Annotated in this window: 17 protein-coding genes; 10 read left to right on the top strand and 7 right to left on the bottom strand. The window is 43.7% G+C overall.

Annotated features, from left to right (window positions below):
• Nucleotides 1-12: 12 nt before the first annotated feature.
• Nucleotides 13-903 (bottom strand): LysR family transcriptional regulator, encoded by an 891-nt coding sequence (locus L5M40_RS15930; protein WP_028761417.1) that lies wholly within the window; start codon nt 901-903, stop codon nt 13-15.
• A gap of 140 nt (nt 904-1,043) precedes the next feature.
• On the opposite strand from L5M40_RS15930, the gene L5M40_RS15925 reads away from it, so the two are divergent.
• Nucleotides 1,044-2,300, top strand: a complete 1,257-nt coding sequence (locus L5M40_RS15925) for an adenylosuccinate synthase (RefSeq protein ID WP_173497522.1) — start codon at nt 1,044-1,046, stop codon at nt 2,298-2,300.
• A gap of 152 nt (nt 2,301-2,452) precedes the next feature.
• On the opposite strand, the gene L5M40_RS15920 is transcribed toward L5M40_RS15925, so the two are convergent.
• Complete coding sequence (locus tag L5M40_RS15920; protein WP_028761419.1) at nt 2,453-3,433, bottom strand: chemotaxis protein; 981 nt, start codon at nt 3,431-3,433, stop codon at nt 2,453-2,455.
• A gap of 352 nt (nt 3,434-3,785) precedes the next feature.
• Between L5M40_RS15920 and L5M40_RS15915 the strand changes: the two genes are divergently transcribed.
• Nucleotides 3,786-4,217 (top strand): thioesterase family protein, encoded by a 432-nt coding sequence (locus tag L5M40_RS15915; RefSeq protein WP_168822859.1) that lies wholly within the window; start codon nt 3,786-3,788, stop codon nt 4,215-4,217.
• A gap of 205 nt (nt 4,218-4,422) precedes the next feature.
• On the opposite strand, the gene L5M40_RS15910 is transcribed toward L5M40_RS15915, so the two are convergent.
• Together L5M40_RS15910 and L5M40_RS15905 are read right to left on the bottom strand one after the other, a co-directional pair.
• Entirely contained in the window at nt 4,423-5,916 is a 1,494-nt protein-coding gene (locus tag L5M40_RS15910; RefSeq protein ID WP_263176322.1) for a putative bifunctional diguanylate cyclase/phosphodiesterase, read from the bottom strand.
• A 90-nt stretch (nt 5,917-6,006) separates the two neighbouring features.
• A complete protein-coding gene (locus L5M40_RS15905) occupies nt 6,007-6,849 on the bottom strand; it encodes an HDOD domain-containing protein (RefSeq protein ID WP_028761421.1) in 843 nt (280 codons plus the stop codon).
• A 328-nt stretch (nt 6,850-7,177) separates the two neighbouring features.
• Here L5M40_RS15905 and yegQ point away from each other — a divergent pair, with 328 nt between their 5' ends.
• From yegQ to L5M40_RS15890, 3 genes are all read left to right on the top strand, one after another.
• Nucleotides 7,178-8,545 (top strand): tRNA 5-hydroxyuridine modification protein YegQ, encoded by a 1,368-nt coding sequence (gene yegQ / locus L5M40_RS15900; RefSeq protein WP_263176295.1) that lies wholly within the window; start codon nt 7,178-7,180, stop codon nt 8,543-8,545.
• 4 nt (nt 8,546-8,549) lie between these two features.
• Nucleotides 8,550-8,801, top strand: coding sequence for a YfhL family 4Fe-4S dicluster ferredoxin (locus L5M40_RS15895; protein WP_006082676.1), 252 nt, complete (start codon nt 8,550-8,552; stop codon nt 8,799-8,801).
• A 521-nt stretch (nt 8,802-9,322) separates the two neighbouring features.
• The gene (locus L5M40_RS15890; RefSeq protein WP_263176293.1) at nt 9,323-11,212 is read left to right on the top strand and encodes a S8 family peptidase; all 1,890 of its coding nucleotides are present in this window, start codon (nt 9,323-9,325) and stop codon (nt 11,210-11,212) included.
• A gap of 109 nt (nt 11,213-11,321) precedes the next feature.
• On the opposite strand, the gene L5M40_RS15885 is transcribed toward L5M40_RS15890, so the two are convergent.
• Entirely contained in the window at nt 11,322-11,855 is a 534-nt protein-coding gene (locus tag L5M40_RS15885; protein ID WP_263176290.1) for an SCP2 domain-containing protein, read from the bottom strand.
• 138 nt (nt 11,856-11,993) lie between these two features.
• On the opposite strand from L5M40_RS15885, the gene L5M40_RS15880 reads away from it, so the two are divergent.
• Together L5M40_RS15880 and L5M40_RS15875 are read left to right on the top strand one after the other, a co-directional pair.
• Nucleotides 11,994-13,004 carry a peptidase U32 family protein gene (locus L5M40_RS15880; protein WP_263176289.1) on the top strand — a complete coding sequence of 337 codons (1,011 nt, stop codon included), beginning with the start codon at nt 11,994-11,996 and terminating at the stop codon, nt 13,002-13,004.
• 37 nt (nt 13,005-13,041) lie between these two features.
• Nucleotides 13,042-13,929, top strand: a complete 888-nt coding sequence (locus L5M40_RS15875) for a U32 family peptidase (protein ID WP_173243404.1) — start codon at nt 13,042-13,044, stop codon at nt 13,927-13,929.
• A 36-nt stretch (nt 13,930-13,965) separates the two neighbouring features.
• On the opposite strand, the gene L5M40_RS15870 is transcribed toward L5M40_RS15875, so the two are convergent.
• Nucleotides 13,966-14,679 (bottom strand): hypothetical protein, encoded by a 714-nt coding sequence (locus L5M40_RS15870; RefSeq protein ID WP_263256930.1) that lies wholly within the window; start codon nt 14,677-14,679, stop codon nt 13,966-13,968.
• Between the two features lie 706 nt (nt 14,680-15,385).
• Here L5M40_RS15870 and L5M40_RS15865 point away from each other — a divergent pair.
• On the top strand, nt 15,386-16,744 hold the full coding sequence (locus tag L5M40_RS15865) for a YjiH family protein (protein WP_173243401.1): 1,359 nt from the start codon (nt 15,386-15,388) through the stop codon (nt 16,742-16,744).
• Nucleotides 16,745-17,063: 319 nt separating this feature from the next.
• On the opposite strand, the gene L5M40_RS15860 is transcribed toward L5M40_RS15865, so the two are convergent.
• Complete coding sequence (locus L5M40_RS15860; protein ID WP_259512096.1) at nt 17,064-19,187, bottom strand: KAP family NTPase; 2,124 nt, start codon at nt 19,185-19,187, stop codon at nt 17,064-17,066.
• 205 nt (nt 19,188-19,392) lie between these two features.
• Here L5M40_RS15860 and L5M40_RS15855 point away from each other — a divergent pair, with 205 nt between their 5' ends.
• Together L5M40_RS15855 and L5M40_RS15850 are read left to right on the top strand one after the other, a co-directional pair.
• Nucleotides 19,393-19,590 (top strand): hypothetical protein, encoded by a 198-nt coding sequence (locus L5M40_RS15855; RefSeq protein WP_263256928.1) that lies wholly within the window; start codon nt 19,393-19,395, stop codon nt 19,588-19,590.
• A 279-nt stretch (nt 19,591-19,869) separates the two neighbouring features.
• A partial coding sequence (locus L5M40_RS15850) for a transposase (RefSeq protein ID WP_263178571.1) occupies nt 19,870-20,043 on the top strand: 174 nt, incomplete at its 3' end.

The raw sequence follows: 20,043 nt of genomic DNA, 5'->3' as shown, positions 1-20,043 counted from the left end.
GCGAATGATAGATTACCGCTGCGAGCGAATGATCTCTTGATTCACCCAATATAACAGCTGCTTAATAGCCTTCGACAGGATCTGATTCTGGCGCACAATATAACCTAAACTCGTAGTAGGGAATTGCGGTAGAGGAGTGACTTTAGTGGTGAGATTCGCCTTAGTGTAAACCGAAAACTCCGGTACGATAGCCACACCAAATCCCGCCTCTGCCCAATCAATTTGCGCGTCAACACTGCCGACTTCCATTATTCTGTAATTCGATAAGTTCAGCGACGGTAATGCGGGATCTAACAATTCGCGGGTTCGCGTATCGTGTCCTAATAAAATCAACGTCGGTTGCTCGGCTAAGGGCGTATCCACAGAGGGTTTTGCCTGCTGCCATTGCTGTAAATTATCTCCGATTGCACACCATTTAATCTGTTGTAGCTCAGTAAAATGCAGTGGCTGACTTTCCTTCTGCGCAATCACAAACCCTAAATCGGCCTCGGCATTTTTCACCAATTCAGAGGCTTGTGATGAGGTAGTGTTGAGCAGTGAGAAATCTATTCCCGGAAACTCCGCCTTAAAAAGCTGAAACGGCTGGATCAACAATAACCGCGAGATAATGTCGCTGGCGGCAATGGTCAATGTGCCTTGACTAAGGTCATTAATCGCATTGAGATCCGCCTGACAAATTTGCAGCTCCATTAACGTCTTCTGACTGCTCTCTAACAGGCGAAATCCCGCTTGCGTTAATCGAAAGGGATTACGGTCAATCAACTTGACTCGAGTGCTTTGCTCTAACTGCTTAATATGCAAGCTAACATTGGGCTGCGTCATGTGCAGCGCTGTGGCCGCTTTCCCAAAATGCTTGTATTCAGCCAAAGTCACGAAGGTCTTTAACCAATGGATATCGAGCATAACGTCACCTTTTGCAAAGTATTAGAGTTAATGATAGCCAATGATATATGAAATTCTTATTGGGATGATAACCATAATTAATTTCTCTTATTCAAATGACGGGTCTAGCATAGCGTCTTAATCAATGAGGAGATGTTGTTATGCCGTCGATCGTGGTTGTGGGTGCAAATTGGGGTGATGAAGGCAAAGGCCGCATCGTAGATTATTTAGCCGCGGATGCCGCTGCCAGTATTCGCTTTCAAGGTGGTAACAACGCTGGCCATACCGTCGTCAACGACTATGGCACCTTTAAATTACACCAATTACCAAGTGGCATTTTCAACCCTAACTGCGTTGCAGTTTTAGGCCCTGGTATGGTGATCAGCCCTGAAAAACTCAGTGTAGAAATTGCTGAAGTGCAAGCGGCTGGCATTGAAGTCAAATTATGCATTTCTGACCGTGCTACCTTGTGCTTACCTCTACATGCATTAGAAGATACCTTAGAAGAACAACGTCTTGGCGACCTCGCCTATGGTTCAACCCGTCAAGGGATTGCACCAGCCTATGGCGATCGCGTGATGAAAAAAGGTATTTTAGTCGGCTGGTTAAACCAACCTGAAGTGCTGCAAGAGCGCATTCAATTTATGCTCGACTGGAAATTACCGCAGTTAAAAGCACTTTATCCAAGTTGCGATTTTAATCAAACCGCCGCCGAAATGACCGCATGGTTATTAGAAGTGACGGCACCTTGGCGTCCGTTTATTTGTAACGTGACAGAGCCATTAAAAGCATTACAAAAACAAGATGCGAGCTTACTGTTTGAAGCGCAATTAGGTGCTGGCCGCGACTTAGTCTACGGCGAATATCCTTATACCACATCTTCAAACGTGACTGCGGCTTACGCGGGTATCGGCAGCGGTTTACCAGCTCTGCGTCCAGAGCGCGTAATTGCTGTCGCGAAAGCCTTTAGCTCATCAGTCGGCACAGGTACGTTAGTGACCGCAATGGAAGAGCAAGACGCCTTCCGCGAAAATGCCAACGAGTTTGGTGCAACGACAGGCCGTCCACGTGACATGGGTTACTTCGACGCTGTTGCCACCCGTAATGGTGTTGAGCTACAAGCGGCAACCGAAATTGCCCTGACTAAGATTGATTGTCTTTCTGGCATGAAAGATCTGAAAATCTGTGTTGCCTATGCTGGTGAACACACTGAGAACCCAATTTGGCCACAAACTGCTGCGTTAAGCCCAGTGTATGAGCAAATGCCAAGCTGGAGCGAAGATATTACTGGTTGTCGCACCTTCGAAAGCCTGCCAGTCGCCGCACAACAATATGTTGAACGTATTGAAGCCCTAATGGGTGTACGCGTTAGCATGGTTTCTGTTGGACCAGAGCGCGATCAAATGATCATTCGCTAGTAAACAACGTTTACCCTACAAAAAAGCCATATTCGCCTCGGTGAATATGGCTTTTTACTTTGATATGGTTTGTCATTGAAGAATCACTCAAGACGTTGATAGCGATGACTCGAATACCCCATATTCAAATATCGCCGCTAAATGAAATAGCATTACTCTTCGAATACGTATTTATCTATCATACCGACCATACGACCAATTTCTGGTTTAGTAATGGTATCGTTAGCACCTAATGCCATCGCCTTTGCGCGGTTATCTTCACTCATTAAAGAGGAAAACATCACAATTGGCATTTGTCGATACGCCTTGGATTCTCTTAAGCGTTTCACCAAATGCATGCCATCCATGCGAGGCATCTCAACATCCGTAATAATGGCGCTGACAAAATCAGAAATAGAAGCATTATCTTGGTCAGCAAGATTCTCAAATTCCATCAGCATTTCAAGGGCATCACCACCATCTTTGGCTGTGATAATGTTGTAACCTGCGCTACGAAGGGTATTTTCGATCATCTTACGAATAAAAGCGGAATCATCGACAATTAAAATCGTTTTCGCTTCACGTTTCGCCAGCATTTTATCATTGATCAGTACACTTCTATCGAGCGTGACATCGTACTTATCCATACTCAGTTCAGGATTGATATCGGCAATAATCTTCTCAAAATCCAATATCATAATGAGCATGCCATCACGGCGCACTACGGCAACGACACAATCATTTTCACCCGCTTCTAAAAATTGACTCGGCGATTCAACTTGCTCCCACGACACTCTATGGATGCTACGAACACTATCGATTAAGAACCCATTAATCATCTTATTAAAATCAGTCACTATGACCACTTTGTGGGTTAAATCCTCAGGTGTCGATATTCCGAGCCAACCGGCTAGATCGACCAAAGGGATCAACTTTTCTCGCAGCGAGAACACCCCAACCATGTGCCGCTGGGCATTGGGATAATCTGACGTTTCTGGCACCCTAATTACTTCTCTCACTTTGGCGACATTAATACCGTAATGGCACACTTTATGGCCACCATTGGGAAGTGTCTTATGTAGATGAAACTCAATAATTTCGAGTTCATTTGTGCCACTCTCTGTCAATATTTCTGATTTTTTAATTTCGCTCATATAAAGCTCTCAACCTAGCAAATCAACGTAAGAAAGGGATTGCAGTTATCAGTATAGGAAGGGATTAATGAATTAGGCACGATAGTGTGATTTTACTGCCTGATTAGCGTGATATTTTTTGGGTAACAAGCATTTTATCTATAAGCAGAAAAACGTCACATAATCGAATCTAATAACTATTTCAGTCGTCACATTGTCAATCATGTCCAGATTAAGCATCGCCGTTGCCGACCTAAAGTAGCCTGCACATTTCCCTTAACAGCGCTTTTGTCTCTCCGCATTAGAGGTTTTGTTTTAAGAGATAAGCCGCTAAACTATTGCGCAATAAAACTATCTAGAATAGCCGTACCCCATGCCGCAATTTAGCCCGACCTTTTCTTTCCCAGTGCAAATCTACTATGAAGATACTGATTTTTCTGGCGTGGTGTATCACCCCAACTTTTTGAAATACTTCGAGCGAGCCCGTGAGCATGTGATTGGTGCTGAGCGTTTAAGTGCATTATGGCAACAAAACCAACTGGGTTTTGCTGTGTATCGTAGCGATATGTTGTGCCATGAGGGGGTGGAATTTGCCGATATTATCGATGTACGGACTAAATTTTACTTTGAGAGCAAGTATCGCACTGTGTGGCTACAGGAAATTTGGCGCCCTCAGGGCAAAAAACCTGCTGTCACTGCAACCATAGAAATGGTGTGTATGAATCAAGCCCGTCAATTAGCGCCTATGCCGGCAGAGTTAATCGCCATATTAAGTCTTGGTTTCACATCAAGCGAACAAAGCTAATACTCTTACATACAAGTACGCGCGATTTCCTGAGATTATTTTGACATCAGCAAAGGCAACAAAAATCACTCAAGGAGTACAACTCAAATATCGATAACTGGACAGTATTAAGGCTCGACTGCAAGCCTTAGTACTCTTGATTTGACGAGCATTTGATTTAACGAGCATTTGATTTAACGAGCGCTTAATTTAATGAGCACAAGGTTTAGATTGTATTATGTAGTTGGGCCCAGTTCATTTCGAGTTCGGCGGCACTCATGGGCTTCGCGTAATACATACCTTGTATAGTATCAACCCCCATAGCCACTAACCTATCTCTAATCTCAAGCGTTTCAATTCCTTCAACAGTTACCTCATAACCGAGTTTTTTGGCAATATTAATACTGGCTTCGAGGATGTATTCCGATGGTTTATCCTGCTCCAGATCCTTTAAAAAGGCTTTATCAATTTTGACTTCATTAACGGGTAAATGCTTTAAATAAGCTAAGGAAGAATGACCCGTACCAAAATCATCAATTGCAAGTCTAACCCCTAAGGCACGTATCTTTCCTAACGTCTCGACCGCCTTAGTTAAATCCGCCATTAAAGTGCTTTCAGTAATTTCGATCATCAAGGATTCGGGTGGGAGCTGGTAATAGGCTAATCTTGCAGCAATTTCTTGGGGTAAGGTTTCACTGTCAAGGTCCCGTGTCGACAGGTTAACTGCAACACACAATTGTATCCCCGCCGCGCGCCATTTTGCCTGCTGTGCTAAAACCTGATCGAGTGCCCATTGGCTGACTAAATCAATCATGCCAGCATATTCAGCTAAGGGAATAAATTCTCCAGGAGAAATAATCCCGAGTTCGTCATGCTCCCAACGCATTAAGGCTTCAACCTGAAAACATCGACCCGTGGCAATATCCTGTTTAGCTTGATACACCATATATACTTGATTACGTTGCAAACCTTTAGGCAAGCTATCGATAATTTTCAGTTCTCTTAACTGACGAATATCATCATTTTGGGCATAGTATGCAATCGCGCTACGAGAATGGCGGGCTTTCTTCAGCGCCAAATCGACTCGACGTAGCATCTGACTCGTGTCTGCATGGTGTTCTTGTAAATGCAGACAACCGATTTGAAGCTTAACGCTGACAGGTGTGTTCTTAATGCTAAAAGGCACTTGCAACCGCCCTCTTAAGTGGACTAATTGCTCCTCAGTCAACGCTTGCTCGTAATATAAACAGAATTCATCACCATTGAGGCGTGCGATTAATCTCGGGGATAAACTTAAGCTGTTTAAGCGTTCGGCAAATTGCTTCAGCAGGATATCGCCAAACACAAAACCAAAGAGATCATTCACATAGCGAAATCGATAAATATCAATTAGCACTAATGTCCCTTGAGTCAGCGGCATCATGCCGGTAAGAGTACGTTTCAAGCCGACACGATTAACAAGTCCTGTTAGCTTATCCTTACCCACACTTGCCGGTAACGCCTTCAATAATTCATTTAAAGTATGGTAGAGAGGAGCAAACGCTTGGGGGACAATGCCAATGTCTAAAGCTTGGCGTTCAACCTTTTGCAGCTCTAGCTGGGTACAAAGCTGTGCTAGAAATTTTTGCTGCGACCGTAAAGATCTGTACTTTGACTGCAGGATATACAATGAAAATATCAATAAAGCGAGAGAAGCGACAACTAACCCGATTACGAACATACCTTGGCCTCTGCCATACCACGTAAGCTTGTTCTCAAATGACACGATAAAAGATATCAGCGCCATTTGAATTCCATTTAGGCCTAACGATTATTGGTAACTTTCTCTAATTGAATGGAATTTTTCCATAAACTCATCACTGGCTAAATCATCGGTCGTCACAGGTAATCCACGGGCGACAAATACACCGAGACGTTGCTCTAGTTCAGTGCCCGCTCGCAATTCACCGGTATAAAAGGCCGCTGCACGAATAAAGTCGAGATAGGTGACATGATCGGGTAGATAAGGTAAATCAGCCCAACGCTCAACCACTTCCATCACTTCGGTAGAGAAATCCCAACTTTTCAAAACAGCACGACCCAAAGGCCCTTGCATTTTACGTACGAGCGCGCGTAATTGATCAATGCTAGTGAATAAATGGGGATGCGCCTCCGCTTCTGTTAATACAGGTAAGGCGCCAATGTTATGCACGAGTCCAGCTAAGGTTAAGGTATCAAAATTTAACCGACTGGTTGAATGGCGCTTATTGTACATCTGCAGCATGGCACAAGACGCAGCGGTTACATCGATTGAGGTACGCCACACTTCGTCCATGACTTCCCACACCATTTCATTGGTGGAAATGAATAATTGCTCCATCGCCACCGAAGTGGCAATGCTTTTAATCTGGATTAACCCAATACGAGAAACCGCACTGTTGATACTTTCAGCTGGCACGCCTCGGCTATATAGCGCGCTGTTGGCGACCTTTATAATACGCGCAGAAATCGCTGCATCTTGGCCGATCACTTCTGCCACTTGTTTAAGGCTCGCATCGGAGCGTCCGACCACTTCTTGCACCCGCATCGCCACTTCAGGCAAGGTCGGTAGCACTAAGGCATCATCTTTTAGTTTTTTTAATAAACTGACTAACAGTAGATGTTCGGTAGACATCTTAGCTCCCATCAATCTGTAAACATGAACATTGGATTGTTGGAGTATATCAGTTGGCTGTCATTAGATGCGTAGAAAAAACTACAGACGTTAATAATTTGTATGATTGCGTTATCAATTTTGCCTTATTTATCTGTCTTGATCATCGACCTCAATCATCACTCAAGTTGAAATATTCCGCTCCAGTTGATCTAAGCCAAACTCACTATATTCGTAAAATGTGAAGTACTGCTAAAGTTAACTAAGGCAATTTGCATACCCCTACTTTCATTGTGTAAAATGCCGCCCCCGCGCACCGCGTCATTTATTAACCCATTTGAGAGTGATTATGTTTAAACCTGAGCTGCTGTCTCCAGCTGGAACCTTAAAGAACATGCGCTACGCCTTTGCTTATGGCGCAGATGCAGTGTATGCCGGTCAGCCAAGATATAGTCTAAGGGTACGTAACAATGACTTTAAAATGGAAAACCTTGCCACTGGGATTAAAGAAGCCCATGCACTCGGTAAAAAGCTGTATGTGGTGAGCAATATCGCGCCCCACAATGCCAAGCTAAAAACCTATATCAAGGACATGGAACCCGTAGTGGCGATGAAGCCTGACGCACTGATCATGTCCGATCCAGGTTTAATCATGATGGTGCGTGAAGCGTTTCCTGATCAAGTGGTGCATTTATCCGTGCAAGCGAATGCCATCAACTGGGCCTCGGTAAAGTTTTGGCAAACCCAAGGCATCAAACGCGTGATCCTGTCACGCGAATTGTCCTTAGATGAAATCGAAGAAATTCGTCAGCGCTGCCCCGATATCGAGCTTGAAGTGTTTGTGCATGGCGCCCTGTGTATGGCGTATTCAGGCCGTTGTTTACTCTCGGGTTATATCAACAAACGCGATCCTAACCAAGGCACCTGCACTAATGCTTGTCGCTGGAAATACGATGTACACGAAGCGCAGCAAAATGACAGCGGTGACATCATTGCCATGCCAAATGCGGTGCAAATTGAAACGCCAACGACCTTAGGTGCAGGCGCTCCCACAGATCAAATTTACCTACTACAGGAAGCCAATCGCCCAGGCGAATACATGCCCGCCTTCGAAGATGAGCACGGCACTTATATCATGAACTCTAAAGACTTACGGGCCATTCAGCACGTTGAGCGCCTGACTAAAATGGGCATAGACTCGCTCAAAATTGAAGGCCGCACTAAGTCCTTCTATTACGTTGCCCGTACAGCACAACTGTATCGCCGCGCGATTGAAGATGCTTCATCGGGTAAAGATTTCGACCGCAGTCTAATGAATCAATTAGAAGGCCTAGCCCACCGTGGTTATACCGAAGGCTTTTTACGTCGCCATGTGCATGATGAATACCAAAATTATGACTATGGCTACTCAGTTAGTGACACCCAACAATTTGTAGGTGAATTGACGGGAAAACGTAATCTTGCAGGATTGGCCGAAATTGAAGTAAAAAACAAGTTCTCCGTTGGCGACAGTGTTGAACTGATGACGCCGCAGGGCAATATCAGTTTGACGATTGAACAACTCGAAAATCGCAAAGCTGAAGCGGTTGAAGCCGGTTTAGGTTCGGGGCACACTGTATATCTGCCCGTGCCGAAAGAAGTCGATTTGAGCCACGGTATTTTGCTGCGTAACTTGCCCCAAGGTCAGGATACTCGCAACCCGCATGAACTAGGTTAAGACCATGGCACTACTGATCGACGATAGCTGCATCAATTGCGACATGTGTGAACCTGAATGTCCTAATCAGGCCATCACTATGGGCGAAGAGATCTATGAAATCGATCCAGACCGTTGCACCGAATGTGTGGGTCACTACGACAAACCGACTTGCGTGTCTGTCTGCCCCATTGATTGCATCGACCCAGATCCAAACCGTGTCGAATCTAACGACGAATTGTTAGTGAAATTTGCCGTGTTAACGCAAAAAGCTTAATCACGTCACCTGACCGAGTGGCTATAATGCCTCTCGGTCAAATCTGCTCTAATACCTGCAATAACCTGCGCAAAACAACCCGCATAAAAAATCACAATAAAGATGCATTTAACAGTATGAAAAACCTTTAAATCGCTTAAATCCAAGCCTTTATTTCAGCATTAGTCAAAACACTACTTTAGACTGACTTCTTTTCAGCGGTGAATGTCAAAAAAGTAGCAGACGGAATTTATCACTGCTTCACAGTTTGTGATTCGGACAAAATGTCGCTTGATAAATCACCACTTTTACAGACTAGGTTGTTTTAATAGACTAATAGTTATTATTTTGACGCTTATTTGTACACCTCACTCTTTAGCTAAGTAAAAAGTCACTTGCGGTCAAATTGTAAATCAAGTGTTACATTTTAACCTTGTAAATTAGATATACCTTAAGCACAGAACTGGGCAGGTTGAAAATACCTTCTACATTAAATTATGTCTCGAAGTCCGTGGAGACATAAAAAGAAAATGGAGTTCAACATGCATAAGAAACATTTAATTGCAGTCGCGGTCGCAACTGGACTTGCTTACTTCCCTGTTAACGCTAATGAATACCAAGCGAGTATGGTAAGTGTCCCACAATCTAAAGCCATCAAAGATACTTACATTGTTGTATTCAATACCCCAAGCGTTCTTAATCTAAGTAATAACAACACCATAGCTGAATTCGCGACGAAACAAGCCGAGAGTTTAGTCAACCAATATGATGTCACTGTGATGAAAAACTTTGGCAATGTGCTCAATGGTGTACTCATCAAGGCCAGCGCCCAACAGATTAAAGCACTGCGTAAAGATCCAAATGTGAAATACATAGAACAAGATCAAATCATGTCAGTAACGCCTATGGTTGAAGCCAATGCCAATCAACCGAGTCCGACCTGGGGCATAGACAGAATCGATCAACGAAACTTGCCATTGGATAGTAACTATCACACGGATTTCGACGGCTCTGGTGTCACCGCCTTTGTGATCGATACTGGCGTGCTTAATACTCACAATGAGTTTGGTGGTCGCGCCAGCAGTGGCTATGATTTTGTGGATAATGATTACGATGCAACTGACTGTAACGGCCATGGTACCCATGTGGCAGGAACTGTTGGCGGTGCTACTTACGGTGTGGCTAAAAACGTCAATCTTGTGGGCGTCAGAGTACTCAACTGTTCAGGTTCAGGCAGTAACTCTGGCGTGATTGCAGGGATAAACTGGGTGAAAAACAATGCTTCCGGCCCGGCCGTCGCAAACATGAGTTTAGGAGGCGGCGCCTCCCAAGCAACTGATGATGCAGTCAATGCCGCAGTTGCCGCAGGGGTCACTTTCGTAGTGGCGGCGGGTAACGACAACAGCAGCGCTTGTAACTACTCACCCGCCCGTGCGGTAAACGCCATCACAGTTGGTTCAACCACCAGTAACGATTCCCGCTCGAGTTTTTCTAACTTCGGGACTTGCCTTGATATCTATGCGCCTGGTTCGAGCATTACGTCCGCTTGGTATAACTCGAATTCAGCGACTAATACCATAAGTGGTACCTCAATGGCAGCCCCACATGTGGCAGGCGTTGCCGCATTATACTTAGATGAAAATCCAAATCTCTCTCCCGCACAGGTGACAAACTTACTTACGACGCGCGCCACGTCAAATAAAGTTACAGACGCGAAAACAGGTTCACCCAATAAATTACTCTTTTCACTCGCAGGCGATGATGGTGGCTGTGGCAATAATTGTCCCGTCGATGAAACACCGCTGCAAAATAATGTGGGTGTCGCAATCAGTGGTGCCACAGGTTCTGCGACGTATTACTACATAGATGTCCCAGTCAATGCGGCAAGTTTAGGGATCAATCTAGCGGGTGGTTCTGGTGATGCGGATATTTATGTCAGCCAAGGGCAAAAACCGACGACAACTAGCTACCAATGCCGCCCCTATCAAAATGGCAACAACGAGAGCTGTAACTTCACCACACCTACGGCGGGTCGGTGGTATGTGATGGTGCAAGGCTATAATAATTACGCCAATGCCCAGTTGACAGCCAGCTATAACCTGAATGGTGGCGGAAACTGCACCGATGCAAACTGCTTAACCAATGGCGTACCTGTCACGAATTTAAGCGGGGCAACGGCAACAGAGAAACTGTATAAGATAGTGGTTCCAGCCAATAGCCAACTCAACATTGCCACCAGTGGCGGAACTGGAGATGTAGACCTGTATGTTAAAGCAGGCACTACCCCAACGACCACCAGCTATGATTGCCGTCCCTATAAAAACGGAAACAATGAAAGCTGTTCGATTACCGTGACTCAAGCGGGAACTTACCATGTGATGTTACGCGCTTATTCGATCTACTCGGGACTACAACTGAGTGCAAGCTACTAACTCATTGACCAAACCATACAATAAAGTTTAAATAAAAATAAGCCCACTAAGATAACAACTTAGCGGGCTTCTTTATGGAATTAGCAGTGTGTAGTCTCACTAAATAACGTTAAAAGCTTGGGGATTTGGCGAGAATAATTGTCGGTTTCGCTTCAATTTGCAGACGCTCAATCACAGCGGCAAGCTTTTCAACACTAAGACGAATTGGGGCTGGCATACTGGCAAATTCGATACTTAGCAGCAGGTTTTTCACTTCGAGCCCTAATTCAGTATCACCTTGAATACTCAGCTTACGCTGGAAGAATAGCGTGTCGGGATCTTCCTTCGCCGCCGCCACTAACACTAGCTCAGCAGAGTTGGCACTGAAGGTCACCTGCGCATCGATGAGCTCTCTGACTTGCCATTTTCCATTAAAACTAACTTCGAAGGCTAAGTTTATATCTTCCACTCGAATCGCGACCCATTTATCCGTCAAAAATCCAAGCTCATCTTCAGCAGCTTGCTCGGCAAGTAAGAGTTCAAGCAATTGGCTGATGGCTTTTGCTTTGAGGCTAAACGGCATCTTAGCAAGGGGAAAGCCGATGGCTTTTGGGGTGAACTCTAAAAGTTGCTGAGCAAATTTTGCGAAAAAAACAGCGGACATAGCGGGAACCCTACAAGAATAAAACATGATATATCCCAGTTTATCGGGATTTTATGATCTTAAACCTGTTTTAAATCAATTCATCGCCATTCAATCTTACCTACACTCAGCGGCTATCATTTTATCGGGAGCATCACTATGGAGCTGTTGTGTCCAGCAGGAAATCTGGCCTCGCTAAAGTCGGCATTACATGCCGGAGCCGACGCTGTGTATCTAGGGTTAAAAGACGACACCAACGCGCGCTCGTTTGCAGGATTAAACTTCACCCCCACAAAATTGCAAGAAGCCACTGAGCTGACGCAAAAGCACGGCAAAAAAATCTTTTTGACCTTAAATACTTTTCCAAAGCCCGGTGAAGAGCATCGTTGGTATCAGGCTATCGATTTAGCGGCAAAACTGGGTATGGATGCATTAATTGTCGCCGATCTTTCTTTACTCGATTATGCCCATAGGCACTATCCAAACCTGCCACTGCATTTATCGGTGCAGGCCAGTGCAACCAATCTGGGTGCGCTGAGCTTTTATAAGGAAGCCTTTAACATCGCCCGAGTAGTATTGCCACGGGTGTTATCCATGAAACAAGTACGGGATCTTGCTAAAGTCAGCCCAGTGGATTTGGAAGTATTCGCCTTTGGTAGTCTGTGCATTATGGCCGAAGGGCGTTGCCAGCTGTCATCCTATGTAACGGGCGAATCGCCCAACACAGGTGGATCTTGTTCACCGGCAAAACACGTACGCTGGCAAGAAGAAGGACAGAACAGATTAACCCGGCTCAACGATGTGTTAATTGATAAATCGGCCCTCGACGAACAAATGGGTTATCCCGTGGTATGCAAAGGCCGTTACATCACAGCAGATCAAGATTCGCCGCAATATTTACTCGAATCACCAACCAGTTTGAATACCTTAAGCTTACTTCCAGAGCTAGCCAAAGCTGGCATAGTGTCGCTGAAAATCGAAGGACGTCAACGCAGCCCCGCCTATGTTGAACAAGTCACTCGAGTATGGCGTCAAGCCATAGACACCTATCTAAATAATCCAGCGCTGTACTCACAAAGCCAAAATCACCCCCATTGGGAACAAGCCCTAGCGAAAGTATCCGAGGGTCAGATCACTACGCTTGGCGCCTACGAGCGCGATTGGCAATAAAAGGTAAATAGAGAGCAAGATTGACAAAGGACACCTTATGAAGATTTCCCTAGGACCACTGTTGTATTGCTGGCAGAAACAGCAAGTCGCTGACTTTTACCAGCAAGTCGCCGCCAGTCAAATTCCCTTAGTGTATTTAGGTGAGGCGGTTTGTAGCCGCAGACGCGAACTCAAGTGGGGCGATTATCTAGAGCTGGCGCAAATGCTCAAGCAGGCGGGTAAAGAAGTCGTGCTTTCAACGCTGGCCTTAATAGAAGCGCCATCTGAATATACTGAGCTCAAACGCCAGGTCGATAACGGTGAATTTATCGTCGAAGCAAACGATATGGCGGCAGTGTATCTTGCCAAAGAGCGTAAGTTGCCCTTTGTCTGCGGCGCGAGTATCAATAACTACAATCGCGCCAGTTTAGACATCTTGCAGCGGTTTGGAATGCAAAGATTTGTGATGCCAGTGGAGCTATCTAAAGCTTGGTTACAACAAGTAATTCAAGAGCAGCCATCATTTGAGGTGGAAGTGCTCGGCCACGGCTATTTACCTCTCGCCCATTCAGCGCGCTGCTTTACCGCTAGACACAAACAGCTCACGAAAGATCATTGCGAAACGGTATGCCGTGAATACAGTAAAGGACTACTCGCGCAAACCCAAGAGCAGCAACCTTTACTCAGGCTCAATGGAATTCAAACCCAATCCGCTAGCTGTTTAGATTTACGCAGTGAAATAGCGGCAATGACACAGATGGGGGTCGATGTGTTTCGAGTATCACCCAGTAGTCTTGACTGCATCACTAAAGCCAATACTTTGGTTGATACGATTCAAGCGACTAAAAATACTCAGGATTTCTCAATGAATAGCAACCTTGATATAACCCAGTGCAACGGTTATTGGTTTGGTGAAGCGGGCCTTGCTGTGCATGTGAATCCATAGCCTAGAGCTGAAGATAAGTCTAAATTCAAAGATAACTCAGCCAATGATTTTGGGATCTTGGCTGAAGCTTAACTGGCTAAAAAGCAGCACACTTGTCCAACACAATAAACTTCCCAGTCCAATCCATTCTAGTAGGGCTGGCCACCACAAAGTAGGACGCGGCAGTTGCAATACCATCTCCTGATAAAACGGTCTATCGCCTTCGGTCAAACCTAAATTGAGCTGTGGCGCATACAGAAACGTCAACATGCTACATAAGACGATTAACGCCAACAACCCAGTCCAACGGCCAAAGTTAGACTTGCCGAAACAAACCAAGGCTAAATAGAAGAGCGCACTCAAACTCCCCAGATAGAAAAACCATTTCAGCCCAAGAACATGCAAGTGATACACGTTCACCGGAAATAATCCCACGCTCGCTAAAGCCAGAAAAGTGAGAGCCAAACTGATAAAGAAAGGGTATCCCCAGCAAGAAGTCACCTGCTGCAAAGAAGACAAACAATAGAAAACGAGGCTTAAACTGCCAAAAAACAATCCACCGTTAAGAATGACAGCGAAAGACGAATGACCATAAGTCCCTAATTCACTTAGGGTATGATTCAAAAAATTGAAGCGATGGAATTCAGAATCATCGAACCCCAAAACAGTAATAACAATGCCAATTAAAAGCCCAAAGATCCCCAAAAAACCAAACTTAATGGCCAGTGTTGAGCCGCCTTTAATCGTAACCTTCTGTACTTTTGCGATCATGAATACTAGAGCTGGATGGGAGTAATACTAACTTACATGGAAATGAGAAGATTTAAAGCGGCGGGTATCCGCTTTATGAATAATATTTTTACTTTCATCGTTATTTGCGACTTTTTAGTCAATCACAAAAGCATCAAGATAGTGGAGAAGGTCACTTTTAGAGATAAGTCGATTTAAAGGCTTATCGCATAAAAATGTGTCCTAGTGCCCAAGACTCCTTAACATTACCGCGATATGCACAACAGGTTCTCGTCAACGCTATATAGCCAGAGTTATCTCTATTGCACTTTCAAATAGAACAGAAAACCAGCCAACATGGCGGTAGGGCTAAAGTTACTGATGTTTTTTTGTGCAGAAATAACATCTAGATAGTTTCACACACATCAGTAAACAAGTAATTAACCAGTCGTTAACCCACCTAATGTAAGTGATGGTAATACTATGTTTAATAATGCTTTTACAGTAATGTGAGCCAATATAGCCACTCTTAATTTATCGACAACTGAAGTAAAATAACTATGCTGTTTTGCTGCTTATATCAAACTAACTAGCGAATCGTTTTACATAGAGAAGCTAAGCGAGTAATCTTCCCCATTCTCGTTTTTGAGTTGAATTTAAATGCACCTTAATTAGCGTCGACAGCTTGTTACGTGCGGCTATTTATTCAAATTTACCATGTACGACTCGTACTTTAAGGTGTACAACATTGGCTACTGAAAATAAAAACCGAAACATTAAGACGATACTCACCTTTATCGTCCCTTCGCTGATTGGTCTGTTGTTATTTATGACCCCTATCAGCTACAACGATGCGATCACAATTCCTATCGCTATCATATCTAAAGCACTGCAAGGCGCATTGAGCGGTGTGCTAACCCTCATAGTGACTATTATTGTTGTGACTACGGCGCTGGCCTCTTTACTGTCAAAAGTGTTTAAGCCCACATTCGTTACGCAAAATCACTTCCTTAATGGTTTATTGAATGTCAGCCCTATGTGGTTGACGACTCGGATCTTAGGTGCAGTGTTTATCGTACTGACTTACTTAGGTTTAGGTCCAGAGATCATCAACTCCTCGAGCACTGGCGCATTAGTCTTAAACGACTTATTACCTGTGTTGTTCTCAGTATTTATCTTTGCGGGTATGTTACTGCCGCTGCTGCTGAACTTCGGCCTACTCGAACTCTTTGGCACACTCTTAACGAAAGTCATGCGTCCCGTGTTCAATCTACCGGGTCGTAGCGCTATCGATTGTATGGCCTCATGGTTAGGTGATGGCAGTGTCGGTATTTTGCTGACCAGCAAACAATACGAAGCCCGTTTTTATACCCAGAGAGAAGCCGCAGTTATTGGTACAACCTTCTCGGCGGTATCGATTACCTTCAGCTTAGTGGTGATCTCACAAGTTAAGTTAGAGCATATGTTTGTGCCCTTTTATTTGACTGTGTGCCTCGCGGGTTTTGCCGCCGCTGTGATTGTGCCTAAGTTGCCACCATTATCGTGGAAGAAAGACAACTACATAGATGATACCCCACGCATGCCAGATGATGAGCTGATCCCTGCAGGACATGGCGCCTTATCTTGGGGCTTTGATAAAGCCTTAGAAAAAGCCGCCAGTGCCGGTGGCATAAAAGCGGTCTTAAATGAAGGCATTAAAAACGTTGTCGATATGGTATTTGGCATTATCCCTGTGGTAATGGCCATTGGTACGCTGGCACTGATTATTGCCGAGCACACGCCCATCTTTAACTATCTGGGGATGCCGTTTATTCCATTACTCGAATTACTGCATATTCCAGAAGCCACTGAAGCCTCTAAAACAATCGTGGTCGGTTTTGCGGATATGTTTATTCCGTCAATCCTTGCCAGCTCAATTGAATCAGATATGACCCGCTTTGTAATTGCAGCCTTATCTGTGACTCAGTTGATCTATATGAGTGAAGTCGGTGCACTGCTTATCGGCAGTAAAATTCCCGTCAACTTCGTTGAGCTTTTCGTGGTGTTTATTCTACGTACCTTAGTGACTTTGCCAGTGATTGCAGGTGTAGCACATTTATTGTTCTAACATTACGCTAATTTGGGCCTAACGTAGGTTTTAATGTAAGTCCAACAAGCGTTCTAAAAAAGGGGAGTCAGATTAACTGACTCCCCTTTTTGCACTAACTCATACACGAACTGGCTGATTTGATTATATAGCGTGACTTAATCGTACAATCTCCACTCGACACCACACAACTCACTTTTGGACAAAACCTTGTTAGATTTTTTACTCTAACTCATTGGGTACGGATTAATATTTCTATGGGTTTAACGCCGCGCTTTTCGGCTGGTTTGGAGTGCAGCGGAAAACCAGTCCGACAACAGCGCCTTGTTAGCAATTATGGCTACCATCGCTCACCTAGCTCTCCATCTTTTAAATAGTATTTTTTTCCATCAAGAATACTTTTTAATATTGCCTGAATATGAATTGGTTGGTTTCCAATATCTATTTTCTTAGCTTGCTCTCTAAGAGCCTCTAAATCTATAACATCACTAAAGGTATCTTCATCAATCTGAACGTAAGGCCCGTTAGCTGAATCACTACCTGAGTTTCCAATTATTTCAGCCACTCTAATTGTGCCATTTTCATTGTTCAAGACTTTTAACATGAAATCAGAAGTCCTTTCTTTTGAGGATCTTTTCAATTCGTAGAAAATATGTGACTCAAGATGGTTTTTGATGTGTGCTCTTTCAGTAAGAGCCTTAATTGCAACCTCTTGATAGTCACTTTCAAGCTCTTCTAGCTGTTGGATAGTGACCCATTGCTCATCATGACTTTTCCCATGCACTTGGCCTCTAATTTTATAAAGAATATCGGCTGCTATAGGGGTACTTTGTTCTCTGCCAATCAAATATTTGATCAATGTATATTTATTGCGGCTCTCAGAGATAACCTTATTTGTCAGCCAATTCATTTGGCGATATAGATCCTTGGACATAAAGCCCAAATTACTTTCATGTTCCAATATTAGCTTGTCAGAATTAAGAAATTCATCATAAATACTAGCCAGAATATCAGAACCATTATCAGTGCATGCCTTTGCATAATTCGTCATCATTTCAAAAAATCGACCTTCGGCGTCTTCAGCAATCACACTTTCAAGAAATTCTTTTCTGTTAATTTGTCCAGAGATAAACTCAAGAATATCTTGGTCTGAAAGGTAACCAATTGGTGTTGTGTAGTGAAATGCAACATGAAGCCTTTGAGGTGCAGACACCCGACCTGCGGAATCAGCATCAGAAACTCCATAATGAGAATACCCTCCCGAAGCCAGAAGCGGAAAGGTGTCACCAAGAAGCCCCTTTAGTAGTTTACGATCCATTTCGTTAAATACATCCAGAATACAATCTCGTTCATTTTTAAATGATTTTACCAATTCTTCAGGCTTATCCATCATAAGACCGTCATTTGAAAATCTTCTGCCGATGTATGCTTCTGGCGATTTCTTAATATGCTCGTACACAGAATTTGCTTTAGTGGCAATTATTGATAAAGAGAAAAGGTCTGAAAAACAAACTTGCCCTTGAATCTGTTCCAGAACAAACCTCAAGTGATTAAAAAACCTTTTTAGCTCTCTTGGGTTTTTGATTAGGTATTTGAAATAATTATGATAAATCCAACTCAATCTATCTTGGTCACTCTCAAAACTATCAGTTACGTTTTTATCGCTTAAGTTTTCCAGCTCAACATTTGCCAGTTCGTTCATACCTCGTTCAGAAATTACAGGTAGAGGAACCCTGAGCTGTATTACCTTGTTGATATATTCGGAAGCATTAACTATGCCATTTTTATCTAAAACAGAGACAAGATAATTTGAATCAAAAGCTAACAGAAACGATGTTCCAGAAAAGTCTGCTACGGCCTTAACAAGACGTAACACTTGAAATGTTTCAGCTGGGGTCAACCTATCAATATCATCTATCACAACAATTATTGGTGTTTTAATCTCTTGTATTGCAGATACAACATTTCTCTTTTTCCCGAGCAAATCAAGCTTCTTCAGCTCTGCAATCTTCTTACTTGAATCTCCAAACTTAGAAAATACTTTTTCAACAATTGATGCCCAAGGCTCTGCACCAGGAACGAGCTTCGCGACACTAAAAAGGCTTGAATATGCAATTAGCTCCTTGGCTGCTTTTAAGGCTACTTCAGAACTGTCTTTAATATTTAGCTGTGATGAAAATTGAAGTAAGAAATCTTGAATTAACGATTCCGGCTTACCGGCCAACCAAGGGTTATACTCAATAATAATTGGAGCAGATTCTTTTTCATTTAAAGCGCCTTTGACAAGGTTGATTACTGACGTTTTTCCATAACCCCATTCACCCTCCAAAGAAACAGTTAAACAATCATCATCATGATTCAATAGAAGTACATTTGCTAAATGGTTTGCAAAGTCGAGTCTATTTAGTAAATCAGGATCGTTGGGTCCACCCTGTATCGGTTGGTCGTTATGGTACTTTCCCATTCATAATTCCATTATTTGTAAAGATTGCTAACGCTTTATAGATGGACTTTTTCCATCTTTGAGTTCTGTGTATGTTGCTGCCATTCATTATGAAACTCAACAGGTATCAACTTTTTTTGTGAATCAACATATAGTTACAGGGTCGAACTACGGAAAGATTCCGTATAAAGAACCAAAGTACGGATTAGATTAACTTGGTCTATTGGTGTACTGGGCAGATGTTCCCATCGCTGGTTCTGAGAAGCTTTGGGGCAATAGCTTTTTAGCTAAACGAACAGCAGAAGTGTTAATTAAGATTGGCATTGTTGCAACTGTGACCGTTGGCGGCATGGATGCCGTCGTCGAGCCCTCAGGGACGCTTCTTGTTAAATGCAAGGGCGGCGAGTCACAGGGGAAACAATGACAATTCATGCTGCAAACTGACAACAAAGTTATCTTGCTTTGGGGCAGAAGTGAGTTAAATCAACCTGTCGGTTCTAATTGCATCCTGATGTGAATCTTGACAAGTTCAGTCTAGGCTAATCCACTTTTTGTCATCTGTATGTCATCTAAACTTCATCATTCAGTCAAAGCCCCTCACTAAGCTGATATTCGTTAACAGCCTAATGTGTAGTGGCACACTGAATTTGGCCACCTAATAAGAAATGTTATGATCTCATTCATAGCGAATTTAGGTGACAAAATGAATAAAAGTAAACGTGCACGATATAGCGCAGCGATTAAGCTCGAAACTGCCCAATTAGTCATTGACCAGGGCTATACACAAGAAGCGGCAGCCAAAGCCATGAACGTAGGTAAATCAACGGTCAGTAAGTGGGTAACGCAGCTTCAGGTCGAGCGCAAAGGGCTTGCTCCT

The organism is Shewanella sp. SM68, assembly GCF_025653925.1.
Lineage (GTDB): Bacteria > Pseudomonadota > Gammaproteobacteria > Enterobacterales > Shewanellaceae > Shewanella > Shewanella oncorhynchi.
This window is presented reverse-complemented; position numbering and strand designations above follow the sequence as displayed.